Annotated in this window: 21 protein-coding genes; 8 read left to right on the top strand and 13 right to left on the bottom strand. The window is 71.5% G+C overall.

Going from position 1 to position 20,023, the window contains the following annotated elements:
- Window positions 1-61: 61 nt before the first annotated feature.
- From F4553_RS36060 to F4553_RS40365, 4 genes are read left to right on the top strand one after another with little or no spacing between them, the layout of a single operon-like run.
- Window positions 62-2,116, top strand: coding sequence for a glycosyltransferase family 39 protein (locus tag F4553_RS36060; protein ID WP_184845525.1), 2,055 nt, complete (start codon window positions 62-64; stop codon window positions 2,114-2,116).
- Window positions 2,113-3,366 carry a bifunctional glycosyltransferase family 2/GtrA family protein gene (locus tag F4553_RS36055; RefSeq protein WP_184845523.1) on the top strand — a complete coding sequence of 418 codons (1,254 nt, stop codon included), beginning with the start codon at window positions 2,113-2,115 and terminating at the stop codon, window positions 3,364-3,366. The genes F4553_RS36060 and F4553_RS36055 overlap by 4 nt, the downstream gene beginning before the upstream one ends.
- Window positions 3,363-5,417 (top strand): ArnT family glycosyltransferase, encoded by a 2,055-nt coding sequence (locus tag F4553_RS36050; protein ID WP_184845521.1) that lies wholly within the window; start codon window positions 3,363-3,365, stop codon window positions 5,415-5,417. The genes F4553_RS36055 and F4553_RS36050 overlap by 4 nt, the downstream gene beginning before the upstream one ends.
- A gap of 44 nt (window positions 5,418-5,461) precedes the next feature.
- Window positions 5,462-5,830 (top strand): collagen-like domain-containing protein, encoded by a 369-nt coding sequence (locus F4553_RS40365; RefSeq protein WP_221470617.1) that lies wholly within the window; start codon window positions 5,462-5,464, stop codon window positions 5,828-5,830.
- Between the two features lie 242 nt (window positions 5,831-6,072).
- On the opposite strand, the gene F4553_RS36040 is transcribed toward F4553_RS40365, so the two are convergent.
- Complete coding sequence (locus F4553_RS36040) at window positions 6,073-6,672, bottom strand: cadmium resistance transporter (RefSeq protein WP_184845517.1); 600 nt, start codon at window positions 6,670-6,672, stop codon at window positions 6,073-6,075.
- Between the two features lie 113 nt (window positions 6,673-6,785).
- Between F4553_RS36040 and F4553_RS36035 the strand changes: the two genes are divergently transcribed.
- Window positions 6,786-7,517, top strand: a complete 732-nt coding sequence (locus F4553_RS36035) for an HAD-IA family hydrolase (protein WP_184845515.1) — start codon at window positions 6,786-6,788, stop codon at window positions 7,515-7,517.
- 108 nt (window positions 7,518-7,625) lie between these two features.
- Here F4553_RS36035 and F4553_RS36030 read toward each other — a convergent pair whose 3' ends face one another.
- The 7 genes from F4553_RS36030 to F4553_RS36000 all read right to left on the bottom strand — a co-directional run bounded on the left by F4553_RS36030 (window position 7,626) and on the right by F4553_RS36000 (window position 12,624).
- Window positions 7,626-8,570: a diacylglycerol kinase gene (locus F4553_RS36030; RefSeq protein ID WP_184845513.1), complete on the bottom strand. Its 945-nt coding sequence runs from the start codon at window positions 8,568-8,570 to the stop codon at window positions 7,626-7,628.
- 10 nt (window positions 8,571-8,580) lie between these two features.
- The gene (gene tatC / locus F4553_RS36025; protein ID WP_184845511.1) at window positions 8,581-9,432 is read right to left on the bottom strand and encodes a twin-arginine translocase subunit TatC; all 852 of its coding nucleotides are present in this window, start codon (window positions 9,430-9,432) and stop codon (window positions 8,581-8,583) included.
- A 74-nt stretch (window positions 9,433-9,506) separates the two neighbouring features.
- Window positions 9,507-9,785, bottom strand: coding sequence for a Sec-independent protein translocase subunit TatA (gene tatA, locus F4553_RS36020; protein ID WP_184845509.1), 279 nt, complete (start codon window positions 9,783-9,785; stop codon window positions 9,507-9,509).
- Window positions 9,786-9,976: 191 nt separating this feature from the next.
- Window positions 9,977-10,246, bottom strand: coding sequence for a hypothetical protein (locus F4553_RS36015; protein ID WP_184845507.1), 270 nt, complete (start codon window positions 10,244-10,246; stop codon window positions 9,977-9,979).
- Between the two features lie 113 nt (window positions 10,247-10,359).
- The gene (locus F4553_RS36010) at window positions 10,360-10,572 is read right to left on the bottom strand and encodes a hypothetical protein (protein WP_184845505.1); all 213 of its coding nucleotides are present in this window, start codon (window positions 10,570-10,572) and stop codon (window positions 10,360-10,362) included.
- A 106-nt stretch (window positions 10,573-10,678) separates the two neighbouring features.
- Window positions 10,679-11,638 carry a helix-turn-helix transcriptional regulator gene (locus tag F4553_RS36005; protein WP_184845503.1) on the bottom strand — a complete coding sequence of 320 codons (960 nt, stop codon included), beginning with the start codon at window positions 11,636-11,638 and terminating at the stop codon, window positions 10,679-10,681.
- A complete protein-coding gene (locus tag F4553_RS36000) occupies window positions 11,635-12,624 on the bottom strand; it encodes a helix-turn-helix transcriptional regulator (protein WP_184845501.1) in 990 nt (329 codons plus the stop codon). The genes F4553_RS36005 and F4553_RS36000 overlap by 4 nt, the downstream gene beginning before the upstream one ends.
- Before the next feature lie 151 nt (window positions 12,625-12,775).
- On the opposite strand from F4553_RS36000, the gene F4553_RS35995 reads away from it, so the two are divergent.
- Together F4553_RS35995 and F4553_RS35990 are read left to right on the top strand one after the other, a co-directional pair.
- Window positions 12,776-13,684, top strand: coding sequence for a cation diffusion facilitator family transporter (locus F4553_RS35995; protein ID WP_184845499.1), 909 nt, complete (start codon window positions 12,776-12,778; stop codon window positions 13,682-13,684).
- A gap of 29 nt (window positions 13,685-13,713) precedes the next feature.
- On the top strand, window positions 13,714-14,799 hold the full coding sequence (locus F4553_RS35990) for a DUF3866 family protein (protein ID WP_184845497.1): 1,086 nt from the start codon (window positions 13,714-13,716) through the stop codon (window positions 14,797-14,799).
- Between the two features lie 9 nt (window positions 14,800-14,808).
- Here the strand turns inward: F4553_RS35990 and F4553_RS35985 are convergent, their stop codons facing one another.
- The 4 genes from F4553_RS35985 to rfbA are packed head-to-tail and all read right to left on the bottom strand — an operon-like array spanning window position 14,809 to window position 17,953.
- Window positions 14,809-15,042: a hypothetical protein gene (locus F4553_RS35985; protein ID WP_184847538.1), complete on the bottom strand. Its 234-nt coding sequence runs from the start codon at window positions 15,040-15,042 to the stop codon at window positions 14,809-14,811.
- Between the two features lie 13 nt (window positions 15,043-15,055).
- Complete coding sequence (gene pafA, locus F4553_RS35980; protein WP_184845495.1) at window positions 15,056-16,414, bottom strand: Pup--protein ligase; 1,359 nt, start codon at window positions 16,412-16,414, stop codon at window positions 15,056-15,058.
- Window positions 16,415-16,445: 31 nt separating this feature from the next.
- Window positions 16,446-17,051, bottom strand: a complete 606-nt coding sequence (locus F4553_RS35975) for a dTDP-4-dehydrorhamnose 3,5-epimerase family protein (RefSeq protein ID WP_184845493.1) — start codon at window positions 17,049-17,051, stop codon at window positions 16,446-16,448.
- Between the two features lie 26 nt (window positions 17,052-17,077).
- On the bottom strand, window positions 17,078-17,953 hold the full coding sequence (gene rfbA, locus F4553_RS35970; protein WP_184845491.1) for a glucose-1-phosphate thymidylyltransferase RfbA: 876 nt from the start codon (window positions 17,951-17,953) through the stop codon (window positions 17,078-17,080).
- Between the two features lie 190 nt (window positions 17,954-18,143).
- Between rfbA and rfbD the strand changes: the two genes are divergently transcribed.
- Window positions 18,144-19,022, top strand: coding sequence for a dTDP-4-dehydrorhamnose reductase (gene rfbD, locus F4553_RS35965; protein ID WP_184845489.1), 879 nt, complete (start codon window positions 18,144-18,146; stop codon window positions 19,020-19,022).
- 134 nt (window positions 19,023-19,156) lie between these two features.
- Here rfbD and prcA read toward each other — a convergent pair whose 3' ends face one another.
- A complete protein-coding gene (prcA, locus tag F4553_RS35960; protein ID WP_184845487.1) occupies window positions 19,157-19,987 on the bottom strand; it encodes a proteasome subunit alpha in 831 nt (276 codons plus the stop codon).
- Window positions 19,988-20,023: the final 36 nt, after the last annotated feature.

Genomic DNA, 20,023 nt, shown 5'->3' with positions numbered 1-20,023 from the left:
CCCAGGTGACACCCAGCCAAGTCCGAGTCGGTGCAGACACGCCGCTGTCAGGCTCACCGCCATGACCAGCATCCTGCCTGCTCCCGGGCTCACCACCGCACCGGTCGACGCGAGCGCGGCTCCCCGCCGACGGCGGCCCAGAGCCGGCACGATCGCGGTGGCCCTGCTGCTCGCCGCCACGGCGGCGCTCTACCTGATCGGGCTGTCCCGATCGGGCTGGGCCAATCCCTACTACGCCGCCGCGGCCCAGGCCGGATCGCAGAGCTGGAAGGCGCTCTTCTTCGGCTCCCTGGACTCGTCGAACTTCATCACCGTCGACAAGGCCCCGGCCGCGGTGTGGCTGATGGCGATATCCGTCCGCCTCTTCGGGCTGAACTCCGTCGCCGTCCTGCTGCCGCAGGCGCTGTGCGGAATCGCCTCGGTCGGCCTGCTGTACGCCACCGTACGCCGCTGGTCGGGGCCGGGTGCGGGGCTGATCGCCGGTGCCGTGCTCGCCACCACCCCGGTCGCGGCGCTGATGTTCCGCTTCAACAACCCCGACGCGCTGCTCGTGCTGCTGCTGATCGCGGCCGCCTACGGGGTGACCCGGGCACTGGAGTTCGGGCAGACGAGGTGGCTGCTGCTCGCCGGGAGTGCGATCGGCTTCGCCTTCCTCGCCAAGATGCTGCAGGCGCTGCTCGTACTCCCCGCGTTCGGCCTGGTGTATCTGATCTTCGGACCGCGCGGCCTCGGGCGGCGGGCCTGGCAGCTCGCGGCGGCGACCGGCGTGATGGTCGCGGCGGCCGGGTGGTGGGTGCTGATCGTGGAGCTGTGGCCGGCGAGCTCGCGCCCCTACATCGGCGGCACGCAGGACAACAGCGTGCTGGAGCTGACGCTCGGCTACAACGGCTTCGGCCGCCTCACCGGCGACGAGACCGGCAGCGTCGGCGGCGGCAACGGCTGGGGCGAGACCGGCTGGCAGCGCCTGTTCGGCAGCGAGATGGCGAGCCAGGCGTCCTGGCTGCTGCCGACCGCGCTGGTGCTGCTCGCCGTGGGGATCGCGGCGACCTGGCGGCGGCCGCGCACGGACCGGATCCGGGCCGGATTCCTGCTGTGGGGCGGCTGGCTCGTGACGACCTGGCTCGTCTTCAGCTTCATGGCCGGAATCTTCCACTCCTACTACACCGTGGCCCTCGCCCCGGCGATCGGCGCGGTCATCGGCACGGGCGCGGCGCTGCTGTGGCGCAATCGCGAGCACGCCTGGGCCGCGGCCGCCGCCGCAGCGGCGCTCGCGGGCACCGGCTGGTGGTCCTTCACCCTGCTCGGCCAGGCTGCGACCTTCTACCCGTGGCTGCGCCAGGCGATCCTGGTCGGTGCGATCGCCATCGCCTCCGCGCTGCTCGCGGCCCGGCTGCTGCCCGGCTGGACCCAGCGCACCGTGGCACTCGCCGGCCTCGTGGTCGCCCTCGCCGGACCCGCGGCCTTCGCCCTCCAGACGGCCGCGACGGCCCACACCGGCGCGATCCCCACGGCCGGTCCCGCGACCGGCGGCATGGGCGGCCCGGGTGGCGGCGGCCCCGGCGGCAACCGGGGCGGCGCGGGGCGCGGCATGCCCGGCGGCCAGGGCACGCTCCCCGGTGGTCCGGCACAGGGCACCGGCCAGGCCGGCCCCACCGGTCCGATGGCCCCTGACGGCACGGCACCGGGGGGAACCGGCGGGGGTACGGGCACCGGCGCCTTCCGCGGCGGCGGACGCGGCGGCATGGGCGGCCTGCTCAACGCCACCACCCCGAGCACCGAACTCCAGGCACTCCTCACCGCCGACGCCGACGCCTATGACTGGGTGGCCGCGACGACCGGCGCCAACAACGCGGCCGGGTACCAGCTCGCCACACAGCTCCCGGTGATGGCGCTGGGCGGGTTCAACGGCACCGACGCCGCGCCCGGCCTCGCCCAGTTCCAGCAGTGGGTCGCGCAGGGACGCATCCACTACCTGATCGGCGGTTCGGGTTTCGGCATGGGGGCGAGCAGCGGCAGCGACGTCGCTCAGCAGATCACGGCCTGGGTGGCCGAGCACTACGCGTCGAGCACCGTCGGCGGCGTCACCGTCTACGACCTGACGAAGGAGAATTCATGATCACCGCACCGGCCCGATCCCGACGGCAACCGATCGAGACCGCGGCGACGCAGCTCGTCCTCGATGTCGTGGTGCCCGTCTACAACGAGGAGGCCGACCTCGCCCCCTGCGTACGCCGACTGCACGGCTACCTCGTCGCGAACCTGCCCTACCGGTTCCGGATCACGATCGCCGACAACGCCAGCGTCGACGGCACCGCCGCGGTGGCAGCCGGGCTCGCCGCCGAGCTGCCGGAGGTCAGGGTGGTGCGGCTCGACGAGAAGGGCCGGGGACGGGCGCTGCGGCACGCGTGGCTGGGCTCGCCCGCACCGGTCCTCGCCTACCTCGACGTGGACCTCTCCACCGACCTCGCGGCGCTGCCGCCGCTGGTGGCGCCGCTCGTCTCGGGCCACTCCGACCTCGCGATCGGTACCCGGCTCGCCCGGCAGTCGCGGGTGGTCCGGGGCGCCAAGCGGGAGGTGATCTCGCGCGGCTACAACCTGCTGCTGCGGGGCACCCTCGCCGCGTCCTTCTCCGACGCGCAGTGCGGGTTCAAGGCGATCCGCGCCGACGTGGCGCGGGAGCTGCTGCCGCTGGTCCAGGACACCGGCTGGTTCTTCGACACAGAGCTGCTGGTCCTCGCGCAGAACAGCGGGATGCGCATCCACGAGGTACCCGTGGACTGGGTCGACGACCCCGACAGCAGGGTCGACATCCGCGCCACCGTCGCCGCCGACCTGCGCGGCATCGCCCGGCTCGGCACGGCACTGCTCACCGGCGCCCTGCCGCTGCAACGGCTGCGCGAGCAGCTCGGCCGGGAGCCCCAGCTCCTCGACGAGCAGGCCGGGCACGGGACGCTGCTGCGGCAGGTGGTCCGGTTCGGGCTCGTCGGGGTGGCGAGCACCCTCGCCTACCTGGTGCTCTTCGCGCTTGCCCGGCCGGTGCTGGGTGCGCAGGGCGCCAACTTCGCCGCGCTGGCGGTCACCGCGGTCGCGAACACGGCGGCGAACCGGCGCCTCACCTTCGGCATCCGGGGGTCCGCCGACGCGCTGCGCCACCAGGCCCAGGGGATGCTGATCTTCGTGCTCGGCCTGGTGGTGACGAGCGGCTCGCTGGGGCTGCTGCACGCGCTCGCACCGGACCCGTCCCGCTCGACCGAGCTCGCGGTGCTGATCGCCGCCAACCTCACCGCCACCCTGCTGCGCTTCACGCTGCTGCGGTCGTGGGTCTTCGGTTCCACCGTCACTGTCGTCCCGGGAGAAAGGGCATGACCATGCTGGACTTCGAGACCGAGCGGGCGGCTGCGGGCGTACCCGCCGAGGTTGTCGAGACACCGCGCAGCTCGCGGCGGCCGACGACCGAGCGGATCGCGCTCGCCGCGCTGCTCGTCGGCACCGGACTGCTCTACCTGTGGAATCTCGCGGCGTCGGGCTGGGGCAACGGCTACTACGCGGCGGCGGTGCAGGCCGGGACCCAGGACTGGAAGGCGATGCTCTTCGGTTCGCTGGACTCGGCGAACTTCATCACCGTCGACAAGACACCCGCGTCGCTGTGGCTGATGGAGATCTCGGCGCGGATCTTCGGCTTCTCCAGCTGGAGCGTGCTCGTGCCGCAGGCGCTCTGCGGGGTCGCCGCCGTCGCGCTCACCCATGCGGCCGTGCGGCGCTGGGCGGGCGGCACCGCCGGGCTCATCGCCGGGGTGGTGCTGGCGTTGACCCCGGTCGCGGCGCTGATGTTCCGCTTCAACAACCCGGACGCGCTGCTCACGCTGCTGCTCGTCGCCGCCGCCTACGCGGTGACGCGGGCCCTGGAGCGGGGGCTGACCCGGTGGCTGCTGCTCGCGGGCGGGCTCGTCGGACTCGCTTACCTGACGAAGATGATGCAGGCGTTCCTGGTGCTGCCCGCGCTCGCGATCGTCTACCTGGTCTGCGCGCCGGTCGGAGTCTGGAAGCGGGTCCGGCAGCTGCTCGCCGCCGCCGGAGCCATGATCGTCGGCGCGGGCTGGTGGGTGGCGCTCGTCGAGCTCTGGCCCGCCGGATCGCGGCCCTACATCGGCGGGTCGACGGGGAACTCCATCCTGGAGCTGACCCTCGGCTACAACGGGCTGAGCCGGATCACCGGCGGTGAGGGCGGTGGCCCCGGCGGCGGTTTCGGCGGCGGCGGGGGCGGTTTCGGCGGCGCGGCCGGGCTGCTGCGGCTCTTCAACGACACGATGGGCGCGCAGGCGTCCTGGCTGCTCCCGGCGGCGCTGATCGCGCTCGGCGGCGGGCTGTGGGTGACCGCGCGGCGGCCGCGGACCGACGCCGCTCGGGCCGGACTGCTGCTCTGGGGCACCTGGCTGATCACGCACGCGCTCGTGTTCAGCCTGATGGAGGGCATCGTCCACGAGTACTACACCGTCGCAATGGCACCCGCCCTCGGCGCGCTGATCGGCGGGGGCGGCGTGCTGCTGTGGCGGGCGCGGGACGGCTGGACCGCCCGGATCATCCTGGCTGCCGCGGTCGTGGTCAGCGCCTGGTGGGCGGTCACGCTGCTCGGCCGGGCCGACTGGCAGCCGTGGTTGGCGTGGGTGGTGGTTGCGGCGGCTGTGATCGCCGTAGCGGGGCTGCTGGTCCCGGCTCGGCGTCTGGCGCTCGCGGGTGCGATCGGGGCGCTGGGGGCGTTACTCGCGGCTCCGGCGGCGTATGCGCTGCAGACCGCCGGAACCGCGCACACCGGGAGTACGCCGCTCGCCGGACCCGCGACGTCGGCGGGCGGCCGCGGCATGGGCGGCATGCCCGGGATGGGTGGTCCGGGCGGCGCGGGCGGCGCGGGCCGGCCGGACGGCGGGCGGGGCGGGTTCGGCGGCGGTTCCGGCACCGCTCCCGGTATCGGCGCTGCTCCCGGCTCCGCTCTGCCGGGCGGTGCGGGTGGTCCAGCGGTGGGCGGGGCGGCTTCGGGCGGGGCAGCCGGCGGAATGGTCGGTGGCGGCGGATTCGGTGGCGGCGGTGCGACCTCCGCCGAGCTCACCGCACTGCTCACCGCGACCGACACGACCTGGGCGGCGGCGGTCTCCGGTGCGCAGAGCGCGGCGACGCTGGAGCTCGCCACGGGCAAGGCGGTGATGGGCATGGGCGGCTGGTCCGGCGATCCGGCACCGACGCTGGCGCAGTTCCAGCAGTGGGTGCAGGACGGGCAGATCGGCTACCTCATCGGCGGCGGCCAGGGTGGCGGCCGTGGCGGCGGCAGCAGCAGCGCGATCAGCGCCTGGGTGGCGGAGAACTACACCGCGAAGACCGTCGGCGGCCAGACCGTCTACGACCTCACGGCGCCCCTCTCCTGACCTGGCCCGGGCGGGTAAGGACCGGTGCCGCAACTCTTGAAGAGTTGCGGCACCGGTCCTTACCCGCCCGGGTACGCGGGCCCGCCCGGGTACGCGGGCCCGCCCGGGTACGCGGGCCCGCCCGGGTACGCGGGCCCGCCCGGGTACGCGGGCCCGCCCGGGTACGCGGGCCCGCCCGGGTACGCGGGCCCGCCCGGGTACGCGGGCCCGCCCGGGTACGCGGGCCCGCCCGGGTACGCGGGCCCGCCCGGGTACGCGGGCCCGCCCGGGTACGCGGGCCCGCCCGGGTACGCGGGCCCGCCCGGGTACGCGGGCCCGCCCGGGTACGCGGGCCCGCCCGGGTACGCGGGCCCGCTCAACGCGTGCGCGCGCACAGCAAGCTGGGACACCCGGCGCCAATGCACGGTCCATGATCGCGTTGTTTCCGGGAAGCAAGCCCTTCCCGCGCCTGCGGAGGGGCCAACTTCCGACAAACAACGCGATCATGGCCCGGCTAGCGCCCCCACAGGCGAGCCGCACTCCCGACAGCCGGCGCCAGCCGCACTTCCCGTCACGTTGTGCAGCACACCGTGGCCACATCGCTGCGCGAGGCCACGCTGTGCTGCACTACGTGACCAGACCGTCAGGGCGAGTGGCGGCGCGGGGCGGGGCGGGGTCAGAGCAGCCGGGCCAGGACGCCGGACTCGAGGATGATCACAACGCCGATCGCGACGAAGACCGCCGGTACGAGCCAGTGGCCGTGCCGGCGCATCACCGCGACCACCGCCCGGTGCGACCCCAGCCACGACCCCGCCGCGCACCACACCGCCACCAGCAGCGCGAACACCCCGATCGTCAGCAGGGTGCCGGTCAGCCCCAGCGTACGGAAGACGGGGGCGTAGACCGCGATGTTGTCCGCCCCGTTCGCCACGGTGAGCCCGGCGACCGCGAGCGCACCGGCCGCCACGACGGGCGGCTCGGCCTCGTCACCGCCGCGGAACACCTGCACGAACCCCCAGATCCCGAGGCCGAGCGGCACCAGGCCGAGCAGCCCGACCCATTCGTCAGGGATGGCGGCGAGCCCGAGTGCCATCGCGGCCGAGGCGGTGACGAGCAGCGCGATCCCGGTTGCCTGGCCGACCCAGATCTGCCACGGCCGGGGCCGACCGGTCGCCCGCGCGGCGAGGAAGAGCACGGTCAGGACGATGAGGTCGTCGATGTTGGTACCGGCGAAGACGCCGATCGCGGTGGCGACGGTGCCGAGGGGGTCAGTCACACCGCGCAACGGTAGAGCCTCCCCGCCCGCGAGTCACCTGCCCGGGAGATCAACCGCGCGACACCGCACGGGAGGGCGCGAAGGGGTAACTGTCCGTTAGATAGGGTGCACGGGTGGCAGATGATGAGGGCACGCCGACGGCGTACCCGGCGCGAGGCGCCGACGCCGTCCTCTTCGACTTCCACGGCACGCTCGCGACCACGGTGGACCCGGTGCTCTGGGTGACCGAGGCCGCCGCGGCGTGCGGTGCGTCGATCGATCGCGGCCGGGCGACCGTGCTCGCCGATCGGCTCGCGGCCGCGGGTGGCCTGCCCGGTTCCGGGCGGCCGGTCCGCATCCCGCCGCAGTTGGCTGAGGTCTGGGCAAACCGAGACCTCTATGAGTACGCCCACCGCGAGGCCTATACCGGGCTCGCCGCGACCGTCGTCTGCGACATCGAGGGCTTCGCCGAAGCGGTCTACGAGCGGGTCCTGCTCGCCGAGGGCTGGGTGCCCTACGCCGACGCGCTGCCCACGGTGAACGCGCTCCGTGAGGCGGGGGTGGCGGTCGGCGTCGTCAGCAACATCGGCTTCGACATCCGGCCGATGCTGGAGGTCTGGGGCTTCGGCGACGTGCCGGTGATGTTGAGCTACGAGATCGGCCTGATCAAGCCCGATCCCAAGATCTTCCTGCGCGCCTGTGCCCTGCTCGGTACGCCACCGGAGCGCACGATCATGGTGGGCGACACGGCCGCCGACGCGGGTGCCGTGGCGGCCGGGTGCCGGGCGATCATCCTGCCGTCGGCCCCGGTCGGCAGCGCCAACGGCCTCTCCGCCGCCCTCGCCCTAGCCGTCCAGCAGCACTGAGCCTGCCCGAAATTCGCGTTGATCAAGGGAAGACTCGCCGCGAATCGGACACCCCGGATGGCGAGTCTTCCCTTGATCAACGCGAATTTCGGGCACGGCAGGGCCGCGTTACCGCAGCAGCGTCAGTGCGCCCGGCACCGCGGTCACCGTGATCGGCAGGGGCAGCGCGCGCTCGCCGTCGGCGTACCCGGTGATGCCCTCGGCGTCGATGGTGATCACCTTGCCGCGGAGCTGGCGCACGGCGGGGTGGCTCACGTGGGTGCCCGCGTAGATGCGCGGCTTCACCCGCATCAGGGTCGCCCGCGAGACCGGACCCGCGATGACCAGGTCGCTCAGCCCGTCGGTCGGCACCGCGGCCGGACAGATCCGCATCCCCCCGCCATAGGACGGCGTGTTGCCGATCGCCACGAGTACCGCATCCTGGTCGTGCCGGACCCCGTCCACGGTGATCGCGTAGCGGCGCGCCTTCAGCCGTGCCAGCTCCAGGACGATCGCGACGTCATAGCGCGAGGAGCCCTTCGGGAAGCGCATCCGGTTGGCGCGCTCGTTGACGATCGCGTCGAAGCCGAGCCCGAGCACCCCGGCGAACCAGCGGGTCTCGCCGCCGGCGCCGTCGATCCGGGCCAGGTCGATGGTGGTGGTGCGGTCGGCGAGCAGCGCCGCCACGATGAGGTCGGCCGCGGCGAGCGGGTCGGCGGGGACTCCGACGGCAGTGGCGACGTCGTTGCCCGTACCGGCCGGGATTATTCCCAGCGGGATGCCGCGCTCGGCGACGGCCTGGAGCGCCAGGTGCAGTGTCCCGTCGCCGCCGATCGCGACCAGCGCGCGGGCGCCGTCGGCGACGGCGTCGCGGCAGCCCTGCTGGGCCTGCTCGGCCGACTCACCGGCGATCTGCACCACCTGCTCGCCCGCGCCGCGCAGGCGCTCGACGACCTCCGTGAGCACCCCACGGTGGCGACCGCGCCCGGCGGTCGGGTTGACCAGCACCGCGATCACAGTGCGACCTCTCAGAAACGACGAACGGCCCGCACCCGGGTGGGTGCGAGCCGTCATCGTATGACGGTTACGTCATTTCGTCGTAGCGCCGCTCGATCGGCTTCGGTGCGGCGACCGGTTCACCGGCTTCGACCTCGTCGAGCTCCAGGTCGTCGAGCTTGGAGACCTCGTCATCGCCGATGTCACCGTAGAGCTTGCGCTCCTTGCGAGCACGCCGCTTGTCATTGATGAGCGCGACTCCGACGGAGCCGAAGAAGAGCAGGGACAGCGCCAGAGCCAGCAGCGTCATGCCGAACGGACCGGGGTCCGGCGTCGTGATCGCGGCGAAGACGAAGCACAGGAAAATCGCGATCCGCCACCAGCCGAGCATCCGCCTGCCGGTGACGGCACCCGAGAAGTTGAGCAGCAGCAGCAGCACGGGGAACTCGAACGACGCGCCGAAGAGCAGAACGAAGTTGGTGATGAACGACGTGTAGGCGCCGATCTCCAGCGTCACCGCGACGTTGGCGAAGCCCTGCTCCAGCAGGAATTTCAGACCCTGGTGGACCGCGACGTAGGCGAGCACCGCACCCGTCATGAAGAGGGGACCGGCGATCGCGCCGAAGATGTAGGCCCACTTGCGCTCGTGCCGGTGCAGTCCCGGCGCGATGAAGGCCCAGAGCTGGTAAAGCCAGACCGGCGACGACAGCACCAGTCCGGCCCAGAGCGCCAGCTTCAGCTTCAACATGAACTGCGCGGTGACCTCGAGCGACACGAACTGGCAGTTCGTCGGATCGGGTTGCAGGCTGCAGTAAGGCTCTTGAATGAGCTTGAAGATGTCGGTCGACAGGAAGTAACCAACGATGACGCCGACCAGGATCGCCAGAGTCGCCCGGGTCAGCCGGGAACGTAGCTCCCGAATGTGCTCGATGAGAGTCATCGAGCCTTCGGAAGCACGCTCGAATTTGGTCGGTTTGGACCGACGTGCCGGGGTGTTCACGTCGCGGTGAGCGCTCAGCGCTCGTTGACGCGCTGCACCGGATCAGCGACGGGCGCCGCCGGCGCCTGGACCTCGCCGGAGAGCGGCGTGCGCGCGGCGTTGGCCTCAGCCTTGCCCGCGAGGTCACCCTTGTCGGCTTCCTTGCCGTCCTCCATGAGGCCCTTGGTCTCAGCCTTCATGATCCGCATCGAGCGGCCGAGCGAACGAGCAGCGTCGGGGAGCCGCTTCGCACCGAACAGAAGGACGAGCACTACCACCACCAGGATGATGTGCCATGGCTTAAGGGCGCCCATTGCTTGCTCCAAATTTGATCAAAGTGAGGGGTGTCCGGCCCCATAGTACGTGCGTTTTCCGCAATCGCCACGTTGCGTCCGGCTCTTGCGTCACCCGCCGGTGCAGTCTTGACCACCGACCGAGCACCCGTCAAGCAGCGATTCCGCCAAGATTTGCTTGCAATGGACGGGTATCGAGCAGAATCGAGCAGCTATCGCTTGAACGAGGCCTTGATCAGGGCGATCCGCTCCTGCAGGATGCCCTGGCGGTGCTGGGCCAGCGCAACGCGCTCCTGCAGCGCCGCGATCCGCTCCTGGGTGCCCTCCAATCGGGCCTGCAGCGCCTGCGCGCCCTCCAGCGTCACCTGGAGATCCTGCTGCACCGCCAGCAGCTGGGGCACTCTGACCGCGAGCGCCCGCACTGCCAGCAGGAGAATAAGCAGACCCAGCAACACCACGCCGAGCACGATCCACCCTGTCATGAGGTCAGCCTACCGGTGCCGTTACGAACCGCACGTCAAGCCCACCCGGGCCGAAACGGAGATCCCCGGGCCACGTCTCGATGGCGTTGGGCCGGGGATCTCCGCCGCACCGATTAGGTGATCGTCACTTTCGCCCGGCACACGTCGCCGCCGGACAGATCGAGACAGACCTGCACCGCGGTGACCGGGTAGACGGAGGTGCCCGGATAGGCCGAGCTGCACCCGGCCGCGCTGCCATTGGCATCGCTGATGCTTCCCTGGGAACCGTTGGCCATGACCAGAACGACGGCCGCGAACGCGACCAGCAGAGCTTTGATCCTTGCCATGTTTCCTCCCCGAGAGCGGTGCTACAGGTCACGCGAGGACACCGCCCCCGTGAGCGTTACGCTGGGGAATCTAACATCACGACATCCGCATACACGAATGATTTAATCACGCCGAATACGCCGCGAGCGCTTCCTGCGCCGAGCAGCGCACCGATGCCGCGAGCTCACTGGGCGAGACGACGCCCACGCCCGGCCCGAGTCCGAGCACGAACCGCCGGGCCCAGTCCAGGTCCGTCACCCGCATCGTGACCAGCCACTCCTCGGGAGTGAGCTCCTCGATCCCCTCGACGGGGTAATACTCCGTGATCCACCGCGCCCCGCGTCCGATCCGCAGCACCATCTCGGGCGCGTCCCCCGCCGGGCGGTAGACGGCACCGTCGAGGACCTCGCTGCGAACCCCCGGCGGCGGCACCGCGGGCTCCTCGAGCTCGACGAGCGCATCGATCCGGTCGACCCGGAACAGCCGCACGTCGGCCGCGCGTCGGCACCAGGCCTCGACATAGGAGCGCTCGCCCACGATCAGCACCCGGATCGGGTCGATCACCCGCTCGGTCGTCGCGTCGCGGGTCGCCGTGTAGTAGGTGATGCGCAGCGCCCGGCCGCGCTCGACGGCGGCACGCACGGTGGCGAGCCGGTCGTCGTTGCCCCGGGTGCCGACGGCGACGGGCGCGTCGGCCCACTCCCCCGCAGCCTTCTCGATCTTCGACAGGGCCCGGCTGATCGCGTCGCGGTCGGCGATGCCCGGCGTCTCGGCGAGCATCCGCAGCGCCACCACCAGCGCCATCGCCTCGTCGGGAGTCAGGCGCAACGGCCGGTCGATGCCCGCGTCGTAGGTGATGGTGACCCGGTCGCCGTCGAACGCCATGTCGATCAGGTCACCGGGGCCGTATCCGGGCAGCCCGCACACCCAGAGCAGCTCCAGGTCGTCCTGGAGCTGCGCCGGGGTGACCCCGAGATCGGCGGCCGCCTCGGTGATCAGGATCCCGGGCCGCGTCAGCAGGTAGGGCACCAGATTCAACAACCGGGCCAGCCGGTCGGCCGAGGTGCCGGGGCGGGTGACCGTCACCGGACCACCTCCACGGGCTCGAACTCCTTGACGATCTCCTGCAGCCGCAGGATCACCGCCTCGCGGACCTCGACCGGCTCGATGACGGTCACGTCGGCGCCGTATCCGACGAGCCAGTTGGCGAAGCCGCCCGGCTCGGCATAGCGCAGGGTGAGCACGTCGCCGTCGGCGGCGGGCTCGACGTCGATCGCCCAGCGCCGCACACCGGCGGCCCGGCCGGGGCGGGCCAGCACCCGCGCGGTGTTGCTGCGCTCCAGCGGACCGGACCACCGGGCCACGTGGCTGATCAGGTCGAGCTCGGCCGGCGGGCTGTAGGCACTCGCCCGGCCGACCGCCTTGACCTGGCCGCGGATGCGGGACAGGCGGAAGCAGCGGGTGGCGCCCCGGTCGGTGTCGTGCCCCACGACATACCACCGGCCGCGCCAGCAGACGACGCCCCACGGCTGCACGTGCCGGGTGACCGTGGTGTCCTCCTCGGGCACCCGGTAGTCGAAGGTGACCGCTCGGCGCTCCCGGGCGGCGCTGGTCAGCGGGGCGAAGGCGGGGTCGACCGCGACGACCGGCTCGACGCCGAGCGTCGCCTGCGCGTCGACCTCGATGCCGCCCGCCCGCAGCTTCGCCAGCCCCGAGGTGGCGGCGGCGGCGAGCCCGGCATGGCGCCAGAGCCGGGCGGCGACACCGACGGCGGCGGCTTCATCCGGACCGAGCGGGATATCGGGCAGTCCGTAGTCACGCTGGGCGATGCGGTAGCCCGGCTCGGCGTCGAAAGCGCTGGCGGTGCCGGTCTCGAGCGGCACACCGAGATCACGGAGCTCGGCCTTGTCACGCTCGAACTTGCGCTGGAACGCCTCATGGTCCCGGGCATCGGTGGCGTCGTGCTCATATCCGGGCACGGTCGCGGCGATCTGCGCGGCGGTGAGAAAACGCCTGGTGGAGAGTAAGCAGATCACGAGATTGACGAGTCGTTCGGTGCGGCTGCGCGACACCCGCCCAACCTAGCAGCGTTGCCGTGGAACGTCGTCCCCGGTAGGGGTGTTATTAGCACGAGCGTTCGGAGAATAACTCGCTAAACATATTTTTCCAGGCAAAACGACCCTGAACAGGGCGCCCGACCTGTCGCGACCCTAGCCTGATGCCATGTCGAGCGAAGAGAGCCTGCGCACGGTCATCATCGCGGGTGCGGCGAATCTCGGCATCGCGGTCGCCAAGACCGTCGCCGGTCTGATCAGCGGCTCCGCCTCCATGCTCTCCGAGGCCGCGCACTCCTTCGCCGACACCATCACCGAGGTGCTGCTCTACGTCGCCCTGCGCCGGGGCGCCCAGCCGGCCGACGAGCGTCACCAGTTCGGGTACGGCAAGGCCGCCTACTTCTGGGCCTTCATCGCGTCGGTCTGCACCTTCGTGGCCGGAGCCGGGTTCTCCATCACGCATGGCGTACAGACCCTCATCGACGGCGAGGAGCTCAGCGACACCGGCATCTCCTTCGCCGTGCTCGCCATCTCCTTCGCCATCGAGGCGATCTCGTTCCGGCAGGCCACCCGGCAGGTACGCGGTGCCGCCGCCCGCTGGCGCATCAAGCCCCTGCGCTACCTGCGGATCACCTCGGACACCACCGTCGTCGCGGTGACCCTGGAGGACGGCGCCGCCCTGATCGGCCTCGTCCTCGCAGCTCTCGGCCTCGGCGCCTCGGTGCTCACCGGCTCGGCGGTCTGGGACGGGCTCGCCTCGATCGCGATCGGACTGCTGCTCTTCGCCGTCGCCGGTGTGCTGGCCCGGGCCAACATCGCCCACCTCATCGGCCTCGCCGCGCCCGCCGGCCTCCAGGACCAGATCCAGGCGGAGCTCGCGGGCGTCCCGGGCATCGAGGGCGTCCCGACGCTGCTCACCATGCTGCTGGGCCCGGGCTCCCTGCTCGTCGCCGCGAAGGTCGACTTCGTCGACACGATCTCCGGAGCCGAGGTCGAGGCCGCCGCCGACGAGGCCGAGCGGCGGCTGCGCGAACGTTTCCCGGGCATCCGGTATGTCTTCCTCGACCCGACCGGGTAAGGACGGGACGGTACGGAAGGATGGTGCGCATGATTCGGTGGCGTACCGCGGTGGTGGTCGGGCACGGCAAGCGCTGGCAGGGCGCGATGGAGCTACAGGTACGCCTGCACCGGCGCGCCGACGCCGATCCCGAGACGATGCTCGCCCTCGCCTACCCGCAGCTCGTGGGTGAGCCGCACGTCGGTGACCAGGTGCTGCTCAACACCGGTGCGCTCGCGATGGGCCTCGGCACCGGCGGCTACGCGCTCGTCGTGGCGATCCCCGAGCGGCTGCCCGCCGACCCGGAGAGCCCCGGTCACATCGTCAAGGCTCGATACACCCCGCTGCAGGCGATCACGATCTCCGTGGACGAGGAGGCCTCGCCGCACCGCGAGACGATGCTCGCCGCACACGACCTGGGCGGCATGCCCGTCGTCACCGCCGACCTGCACTCCGCGCTTCCGGCGATCATCGCGGGCATCCGGGCCGACGCACCGCGGGCGCGCATCGCGTACGTGATGACCGACGGGGGCGCGCTTCCGGCCTGGTTCTCCCGCTCGCTCGACGCGCTCGCCCCGGCGCTGGCCGGTGTCATCACCGCCGGTCAGGCCTTCGGCGGCGATCTGGAATCGGTCAACGTGCACAGCGGGCTGCTCGCCGCGCGCCACGTGCTCGGCGCCGACATCACCGTCGTCGCGCAGGGGCCCGGCAACCTCGGCACCGGCACCGCCTGGGGCTACTCCGGGGTCGCGGTGGGCGAGGCGGTCAACGCCGTCGGGGTGCTCGGCGGCAGAGCGATCGGATCGGTACGCATCTCGGACGCCGACCCGCGCGATCGGCACCGCGGGGTGTCGCATCACAGCATCACCGCGTACGGACGAGTGGCGCTCTGCCCGGCGGACCTCGTCGTGCCCAGCGGGCTCGCACCGGACCTGGCCGAGACGGTGGCCACCGCGCTCGCGCCGCTCGCCGGGCGGCACCGGCTGGTGACCGTCGACAGCACCGGCCTGATGGAGGCGCTCGCCGCCTCGCCCGTCCGCCTGTCGACGATGGGCCGAGGGCTCGCCGAGGACACCGCCTACTTCGTCGCCGCCGCCGCGGCCGGCAGGCACGCGGCGGCGGCGATCACGACGTAGGCGGACGCGCTAGGCCCAGATGATCAGGGAGGCCCAGGCGACCACGATCACGACGAGAATCGCGACCATCACCCACGTCGGGACCTTGTAGTCCCCCCGGGCGTTGCGGTCGAGCTCCTCGCGGATCTTGGCCCGTCGACGCTCCCAACGCGGCTTGCGAGCCTCGCGGAAACCCTCGGTGAGGATCTCGTCCTGATCGTGCCGGTCAGGCTTGGGATCGAGCTGATCATCAGTGGTAGCCATGGTGCGGGACAGCTTACATGCTCGCGATCAGGCGATCCACCCGCTCGTCGTGGGCCCGGAACGGGTCCTTGCAGAGCACGGTGCGCTGCGCCTGGTCGTTGAGCTTGAGGTGCACCCAGTCGACGGTGAAGTCGCGCCGCTTCTCCTGCGCGTGCTTGATGAACTCGCCACGCAGGCGGGCCCGCGTCGTCTGCGGCGGAGTCTCCTTCGCCTCATAGATGCGCAGGTCCTGGACGACCCGATCGACCTGACCGCGCCGCTCCATGAGCTGGTAGAGGCCGCGGCCGCGCCGCAGGTCGTGGTAGGCGAGGTCGAGCTGGGCCACCCGGGGCGACGCCAGCGGCAGGTCGTGCCGGGCCTGGTAGCGCTCGATGAGCTTGAGCTTCGTGACCCAGTCGATCTCACGGGCGACCGAGTCGAGGTTGTCCGACTCGACCGCGGCGAGCACCCGGCCCCAGAGCTCGACGACCCGCTTGGTCGTCGCGTCGGTGCCGCGGCGCGCCACGAACTCGCTCGCCTTCTCGAAATACTCCTGCTGGATCTCGAGCGCGGTCGCCTCCTTGCCGCTGGCGAGGCGAACCTTGCGGCGGCCGGTGATGTCGTGCGACACCTCCCGGATCGCCCGGATCGGGTTCTCCAGCGACAGGTCGGTCATCGCGACCCCGGCCTCGATCATCCGCAGGACGAGATCGGCCGTGCCCACCTTGAGCAGGGTGGTCGCCTCGTTCATGTTGGAGTCGCCGACGATGACGTGCAGGCGCCGGTAGCGCTCGGCGTCGGCGTGCGGCTCGTCACGGGTGTTGATGATCGGCCGGCTGCGGGTCGTCGCCGAGGAGACGCCCTCCCAGATGTGCTCGGCCCGCTGCGAGAGGCAGTAGACCGCGCCGCGCGGGGTCTGCAGCACCTTGCCGGCACCGCAGATGAGCTGCCGGGTCACGAGGAACGGGATCAGCACGTCGGCGAGACGGCCGAACTCCCCGTGCCGGGAGACCAGGTAGTTCTCGTGGCAGCCGTAGGAGTTGCCGGCCGAGTCGGTGTTGTTCTTGAACAGGTAGATCTCGCCCGCGATGCCCTCGTCATGCAGGCGTTTCTCCGCGTCCACCAGGAGACCCTCGAGGATCCGCTCGCCCGCACGGTCGTGGGCGACGAGATCGGTCAGGGAGTCACACTCGGGCGTGGCGTACTCAGGGTGCGAGCCGACGTCCAGGTAGAGGCGAGCGCCATTACGCAGAAACACGTTGCTCGAACGCCCCCAGGACACGACCCGCCGGAACAGGTAACGTGCGACCTCATCCGGAGAGAGACGCCGCTGCCCCTTATAGGTGCAGGTGACGCCGTACTCCGTTTCGATCCCGAAGATCCGCCGGTCCATCCTTAGAGCCTACGCGAGTCGGGACGCAAGGTCACGTACGAAGCGACGCGGTGTAATCAACGCAGTCCGGATAGGACGGAAGAAGTCCCCGTTCGCGCGCCTCGGCGAGGCTCGGCGCGGCGGCGTCGCGAGCCGACAGGACCGGCTCCAGACCCGCCTCGACCGGCCATTTGATGCCCAATTCAGGATCTAGCGGGTGGATCGTGTGCTCGCCGGTGGGGTTGTAGGTGGCCGAGCAGAGATAGGTGAGTGTCGCATTATCCGTAAGAGCGCAGAATCCGTGACCCAGACCTTCCGGGACATATACGGCGCGTCGGTCCACATCGTCCAGGCGGATCGCCTCCCACGCGCCGAAGGTCGGCGAGCCCACCCGGATGTCGACGATGATGTCGACGAGGGCGCCGGCCACGCAGGTGACGTATTTCGCCTGCCCCGGCGGCACGTCGGCGAAGTGGATGCCGCGGATCGTGCCGGCCGAGGAGACCGAGATGTTGGCCTGGGCGAGGTTGAGCGGGTGCCCGACCACCTCCGCCAGCGCGTCGAACCTGTACCACTCCAGGAACACGCCACGGGGATCGCAGTGCTGGGCCGGGGTGATCTCCCAGGCGCCTTCGATCGACAGGGGTCGCAGCTTCACGTCATCCTCGCTTCGGCGTTCCGGCGCTAGTTGCCGCGCTCGTCGGCGACGAGGCGCAGCAGGTAGTCACCGTACCCGCTCTTGGTGAGCGGCTCCGCGAGGGCCAGCAGCGCGGCGTCGTCGATGAACCCGGCACGCCAGGCCACCTCCTCGACGCAGCCGATCTTCATCCCCTGACGCTCCTCGATCACCCGCACGAACTCGGCGGCCTGCATCAGGGAGGTGAAGGTGCCCGTGTCCAGCCACGCCGTACCCCGGTCGAGCACGGTCACCGAGAGCTCCCCGGCGCGCCGGTAGGCCTCGTTGACCGAGGTGATCTCCAGCTCGCCCCGGGCGCTCGGCTTCAGCCCCCGGGTGATCTCGACGACCTTGTTGTCGTAGAAGTACAGCCCCGGCACCGCGTAGCGGGACTTCGGGTGGGTCGGCTTCTCCTCGATGGAGATGACCCGGCCGGACGGCGAGAACTCGACCACGCCGTACTCCTGCGGGTTGGCGACCGGGTAGGCGAAGATCCGCCCGCCGGAGACCTGCTCCGCCGCCGCCAGCTGCCGGCCGAGGCCGACGCCGTGGAAGATGTTGTCGCCGAGGATCAGCGCCACCGGCTCGTCGCCGATGAACTCCTCACCGAGCACGAAGGCCTGGGCGATGCCGTCCGGGCGCTCCTGGGCCAGATAGCTCAGCTCCAGGCCCCACTGCGACCCGTCGCCGAGCAGCCGCCGGAACTGCGGCTGGTCCTCGGGGGTCGTGATCACGAGCACCTCGCGGATGCCGGCCATGATCAGCGTAGAGAGGGGGTAATAGATCATCGGCTTGTCGAAGACTGGCATGAGCTGCTTCGATACGGCACGAGTGATCGGCCAGAGGCGGGAGCCGGTTCCACCGGCGAGGAGGATGCCACGCACCGCGCGAGCCTACCCGGCGACCGGGGGGCCTCGCTCGACGGTTGATCGAGGAGGCACCGGACCGAGCAGCAAAAACGCCCATCGGGCTATATATCGACGTCACGACTCGGCAACAACCGGCGCGGACCGCACCGCTCAGGCCCCCGGTAAGCTCCGAATTCGTGAGACTTGTCTTGAATGATGTGACGCGATGAGGGCCCTCGTCACCGGCGCGGGCGGCATGCTCGGCGTCGACCTGGTCCGCGCACTCGCCGCCGACCCCACGATCACCCTGACCGCCGCCGACCGGACCGTCCTGGACATCCGCGACCCGGCCGCCGTTCACGACATGGTCGCCGGGCACGATGTCGTCATCAATGCCGCGGCCTGGACGGATGTCGACGGGGCGGAGACCGCCGAGGAGGCTGCCACCGAGATCAACGGTGTCGCCGTGGGCCACCTCGCCCGGGCCTGCGCGGCGACCGGAGCCCGGCTGATCCAGCTCTCCACCGACTACGTGCTGCCCGGCGAGATCGCGCCGGGCACGCCCGCGGTGCCGTGGCCGGAGGACGCGGCGACCGCGCCGGTCAACGCGTACGGGCGGGGCAAGCTCGTCGGTGAGCAGGCGGTGCTGTCGATCCTGCCCGAGAACGGCTACGTCGTGCGGACCGCCTGGCTCTACGGCGAGCACGGACGCAACTTCGTCAGCACGATGCTGCGCCTGGCGACCCAGCGGGAGACCCTCGACGTCGTCGACGACCAGTTCGGCCAGCCGACCTGGACCGTCGCGCTCGCCGAGCAGCTCGTCGAGCTGGTCCACGCCGCCGAGGCCGGGCTCGCCACCGCCGGGATCTACCACGGCACCTCGGGCGGGGAGACGACCTGGGCCGGGCTGGCCCGAGCCGCCTTCGCCGCCACCGGGCTGGACCCGGAGCGGATCCGGTCGACCACCTCCGCCGCGTTCGTCCGCCCGGCGCGGCGGCCGTCCTACAGCGTGCTGGGCCACCAGCGCTGGAACACCGCTGGAGTGAAGGCCCAGCCCGGCTGGCACGCGCAGCTCACCGAGGCGCTGACTCGCGGAGTGGCCTGACCGGCGCACCAGGGTGCTCCGCGCCGGTGCGAGCGGTGACCGCGCGGGAAGCCCGGCACGGCACTCCCGCCGGGTGGACCGGGACATGACGAAGGGCCGTGCGCCTCGCGCACGGCCCTTCGTGTGTATCGCTGTTACTTCGCTTCGTCGGTCGGCTTCGGGTCGGCCGCGGGCTTCGCGTCGGGCTTCGCCTCAGCGGCCGGCTTCGCCGGTTTGGCGTCCGGCTTGGCGTCGGGCTTCGCCTCCGGCTTGGCCGCCTCGATCGCCGCCGGGGTCAGCAGCGCGGTGAGCGGCGCACCGGTGATCCGCCGGAACGTGCGGCCCGGACGGGACCGGTCGAGCACCGCGACCTCGAGCTGGTTGGGCGCGATGACCCGCTTGCCGCCGCCCTCGCCGCCGACGCCCGAGAGCGCCTCCAGCGCGAGCTTGAGCGCGTCACCGAGCGTGTGCGACTCGCTGTGCTGAGCCTTGAGCACGGCGCCGATCGCCTCGGCCTGGCCGCCCATCGCGAGGAAGCCCGGCTCGTCCTGCACGGAGCCGTCATAGGTGAGCCGGTAGAGCTGGTCGGTCGCCGGGGTCAGGCCGACCTCCGCCACGCAGATCTCCACCTCCAGGGGCTTGCCCTGCTCGGAGAAGAGCGTGCCGAGGGTCTGCGCGTAGGCGCTGGCGAGCGCCCGCCCGGTGACGTCGCGGCGGTCGTAGGAGTAGCCCCGCAGGTCGGCCATGCGCACACCGGCCGAGCGAAGGTTCTCGAACTCGTTGTAGCGCCCGACGGCGGCGAATCCGATGCGGTCGTAGATCTCGCTGACCTTGTGCAGGGTGCTGGAGAGGTTCTCCGCGACGAAGAGCACTCCCCCGGCGTAGGTCAGCACGACAACGCTGCGGCCTCGGGCGATGCCCTTGCGGGCGTACTCCGAGCGGTCGCGCATGATCTGCTCGGGTGAGGCGTAGAACTGCATGGCCACGGTCTGACCTGCTCCTTCCGGACTGGCTGAACTACT

The sequence above is a fragment of the Allocatelliglobosispora scoriae genome (genome assembly GCF_014204945.1).
Taxonomy (GTDB): Bacteria; Actinomycetota; Actinomycetes; order Mycobacteriales; family Micromonosporaceae; genus Allocatelliglobosispora; species Allocatelliglobosispora scoriae.
This window is presented reverse-complemented; position numbering and strand designations above follow the sequence as displayed.

Excerpts from the sequence above, each read along its gene's own strand:
- tatC (WP_184845511.1), bottom strand. The coding sequence starts at position 9,432 with ATGACTCTCATCGAGCACATTCGGGAGCTACGTTCCCGGCTGACCCGG.
- F4553_RS35995 (WP_184845499.1), top strand. The coding sequence starts at position 12,776 with ATGTCGAGCGAAGAGAGCCTGCGCACGGTCATCATCGCGGGTGCGGCG.
- rfbD (WP_184845489.1), top strand. The coding sequence starts at position 18,144 with ATGAGGGCCCTCGTCACCGGCGCGGGCGGCATGCTCGGCGTCGACCTG.
- F4553_RS36030 (WP_184845513.1), bottom strand. The coding sequence starts at position 8,570 with ATGACGGCTCGCACCCACCCGGGTGCGGGCCGTTCGTCGTTTCTGAGA.
- F4553_RS35985 (WP_184847538.1), bottom strand. The coding sequence starts at position 15,042 with ATGGCTACCACTGATGATCAGCTCGATCCCAAGCCTGACCGGCACGAT.
- pafA (WP_184845495.1), bottom strand. The coding sequence starts at position 16,414 with ATGGACCGGCGGATCTTCGGGATCGAAACGGAGTACGGCGTCACCTGC.
- F4553_RS36010 (WP_184845505.1), bottom strand. The coding sequence starts at position 10,572 with ATGGCAAGGATCAAAGCTCTGCTGGTCGCGTTCGCGGCCGTCGTTCTG.
- F4553_RS35990 (WP_184845497.1), top strand. The coding sequence starts at position 13,714 with ATGATTCGGTGGCGTACCGCGGTGGTGGTCGGGCACGGCAAGCGCTGG.
- F4553_RS36050 (WP_184845521.1), top strand. The coding sequence starts at position 3,363 with ATGACCATGCTGGACTTCGAGACCGAGCGGGCGGCTGCGGGCGTACCC.
- F4553_RS36055 (WP_184845523.1), top strand. The coding sequence starts at position 2,113 with ATGATCACCGCACCGGCCCGATCCCGACGGCAACCGATCGAGACCGCG.
- F4553_RS36060 (WP_184845525.1), top strand. The coding sequence starts at position 62 with ATGACCAGCATCCTGCCTGCTCCCGGGCTCACCACCGCACCGGTCGAC.
- tatA (WP_184845509.1), bottom strand. The coding sequence starts at position 9,785 with ATGGGCGCCCTTAAGCCATGGCACATCATCCTGGTGGTGGTAGTGCTC.
- F4553_RS36015 (WP_184845507.1), bottom strand. The coding sequence starts at position 10,246 with ATGACAGGGTGGATCGTGCTCGGCGTGGTGTTGCTGGGTCTGCTTATT.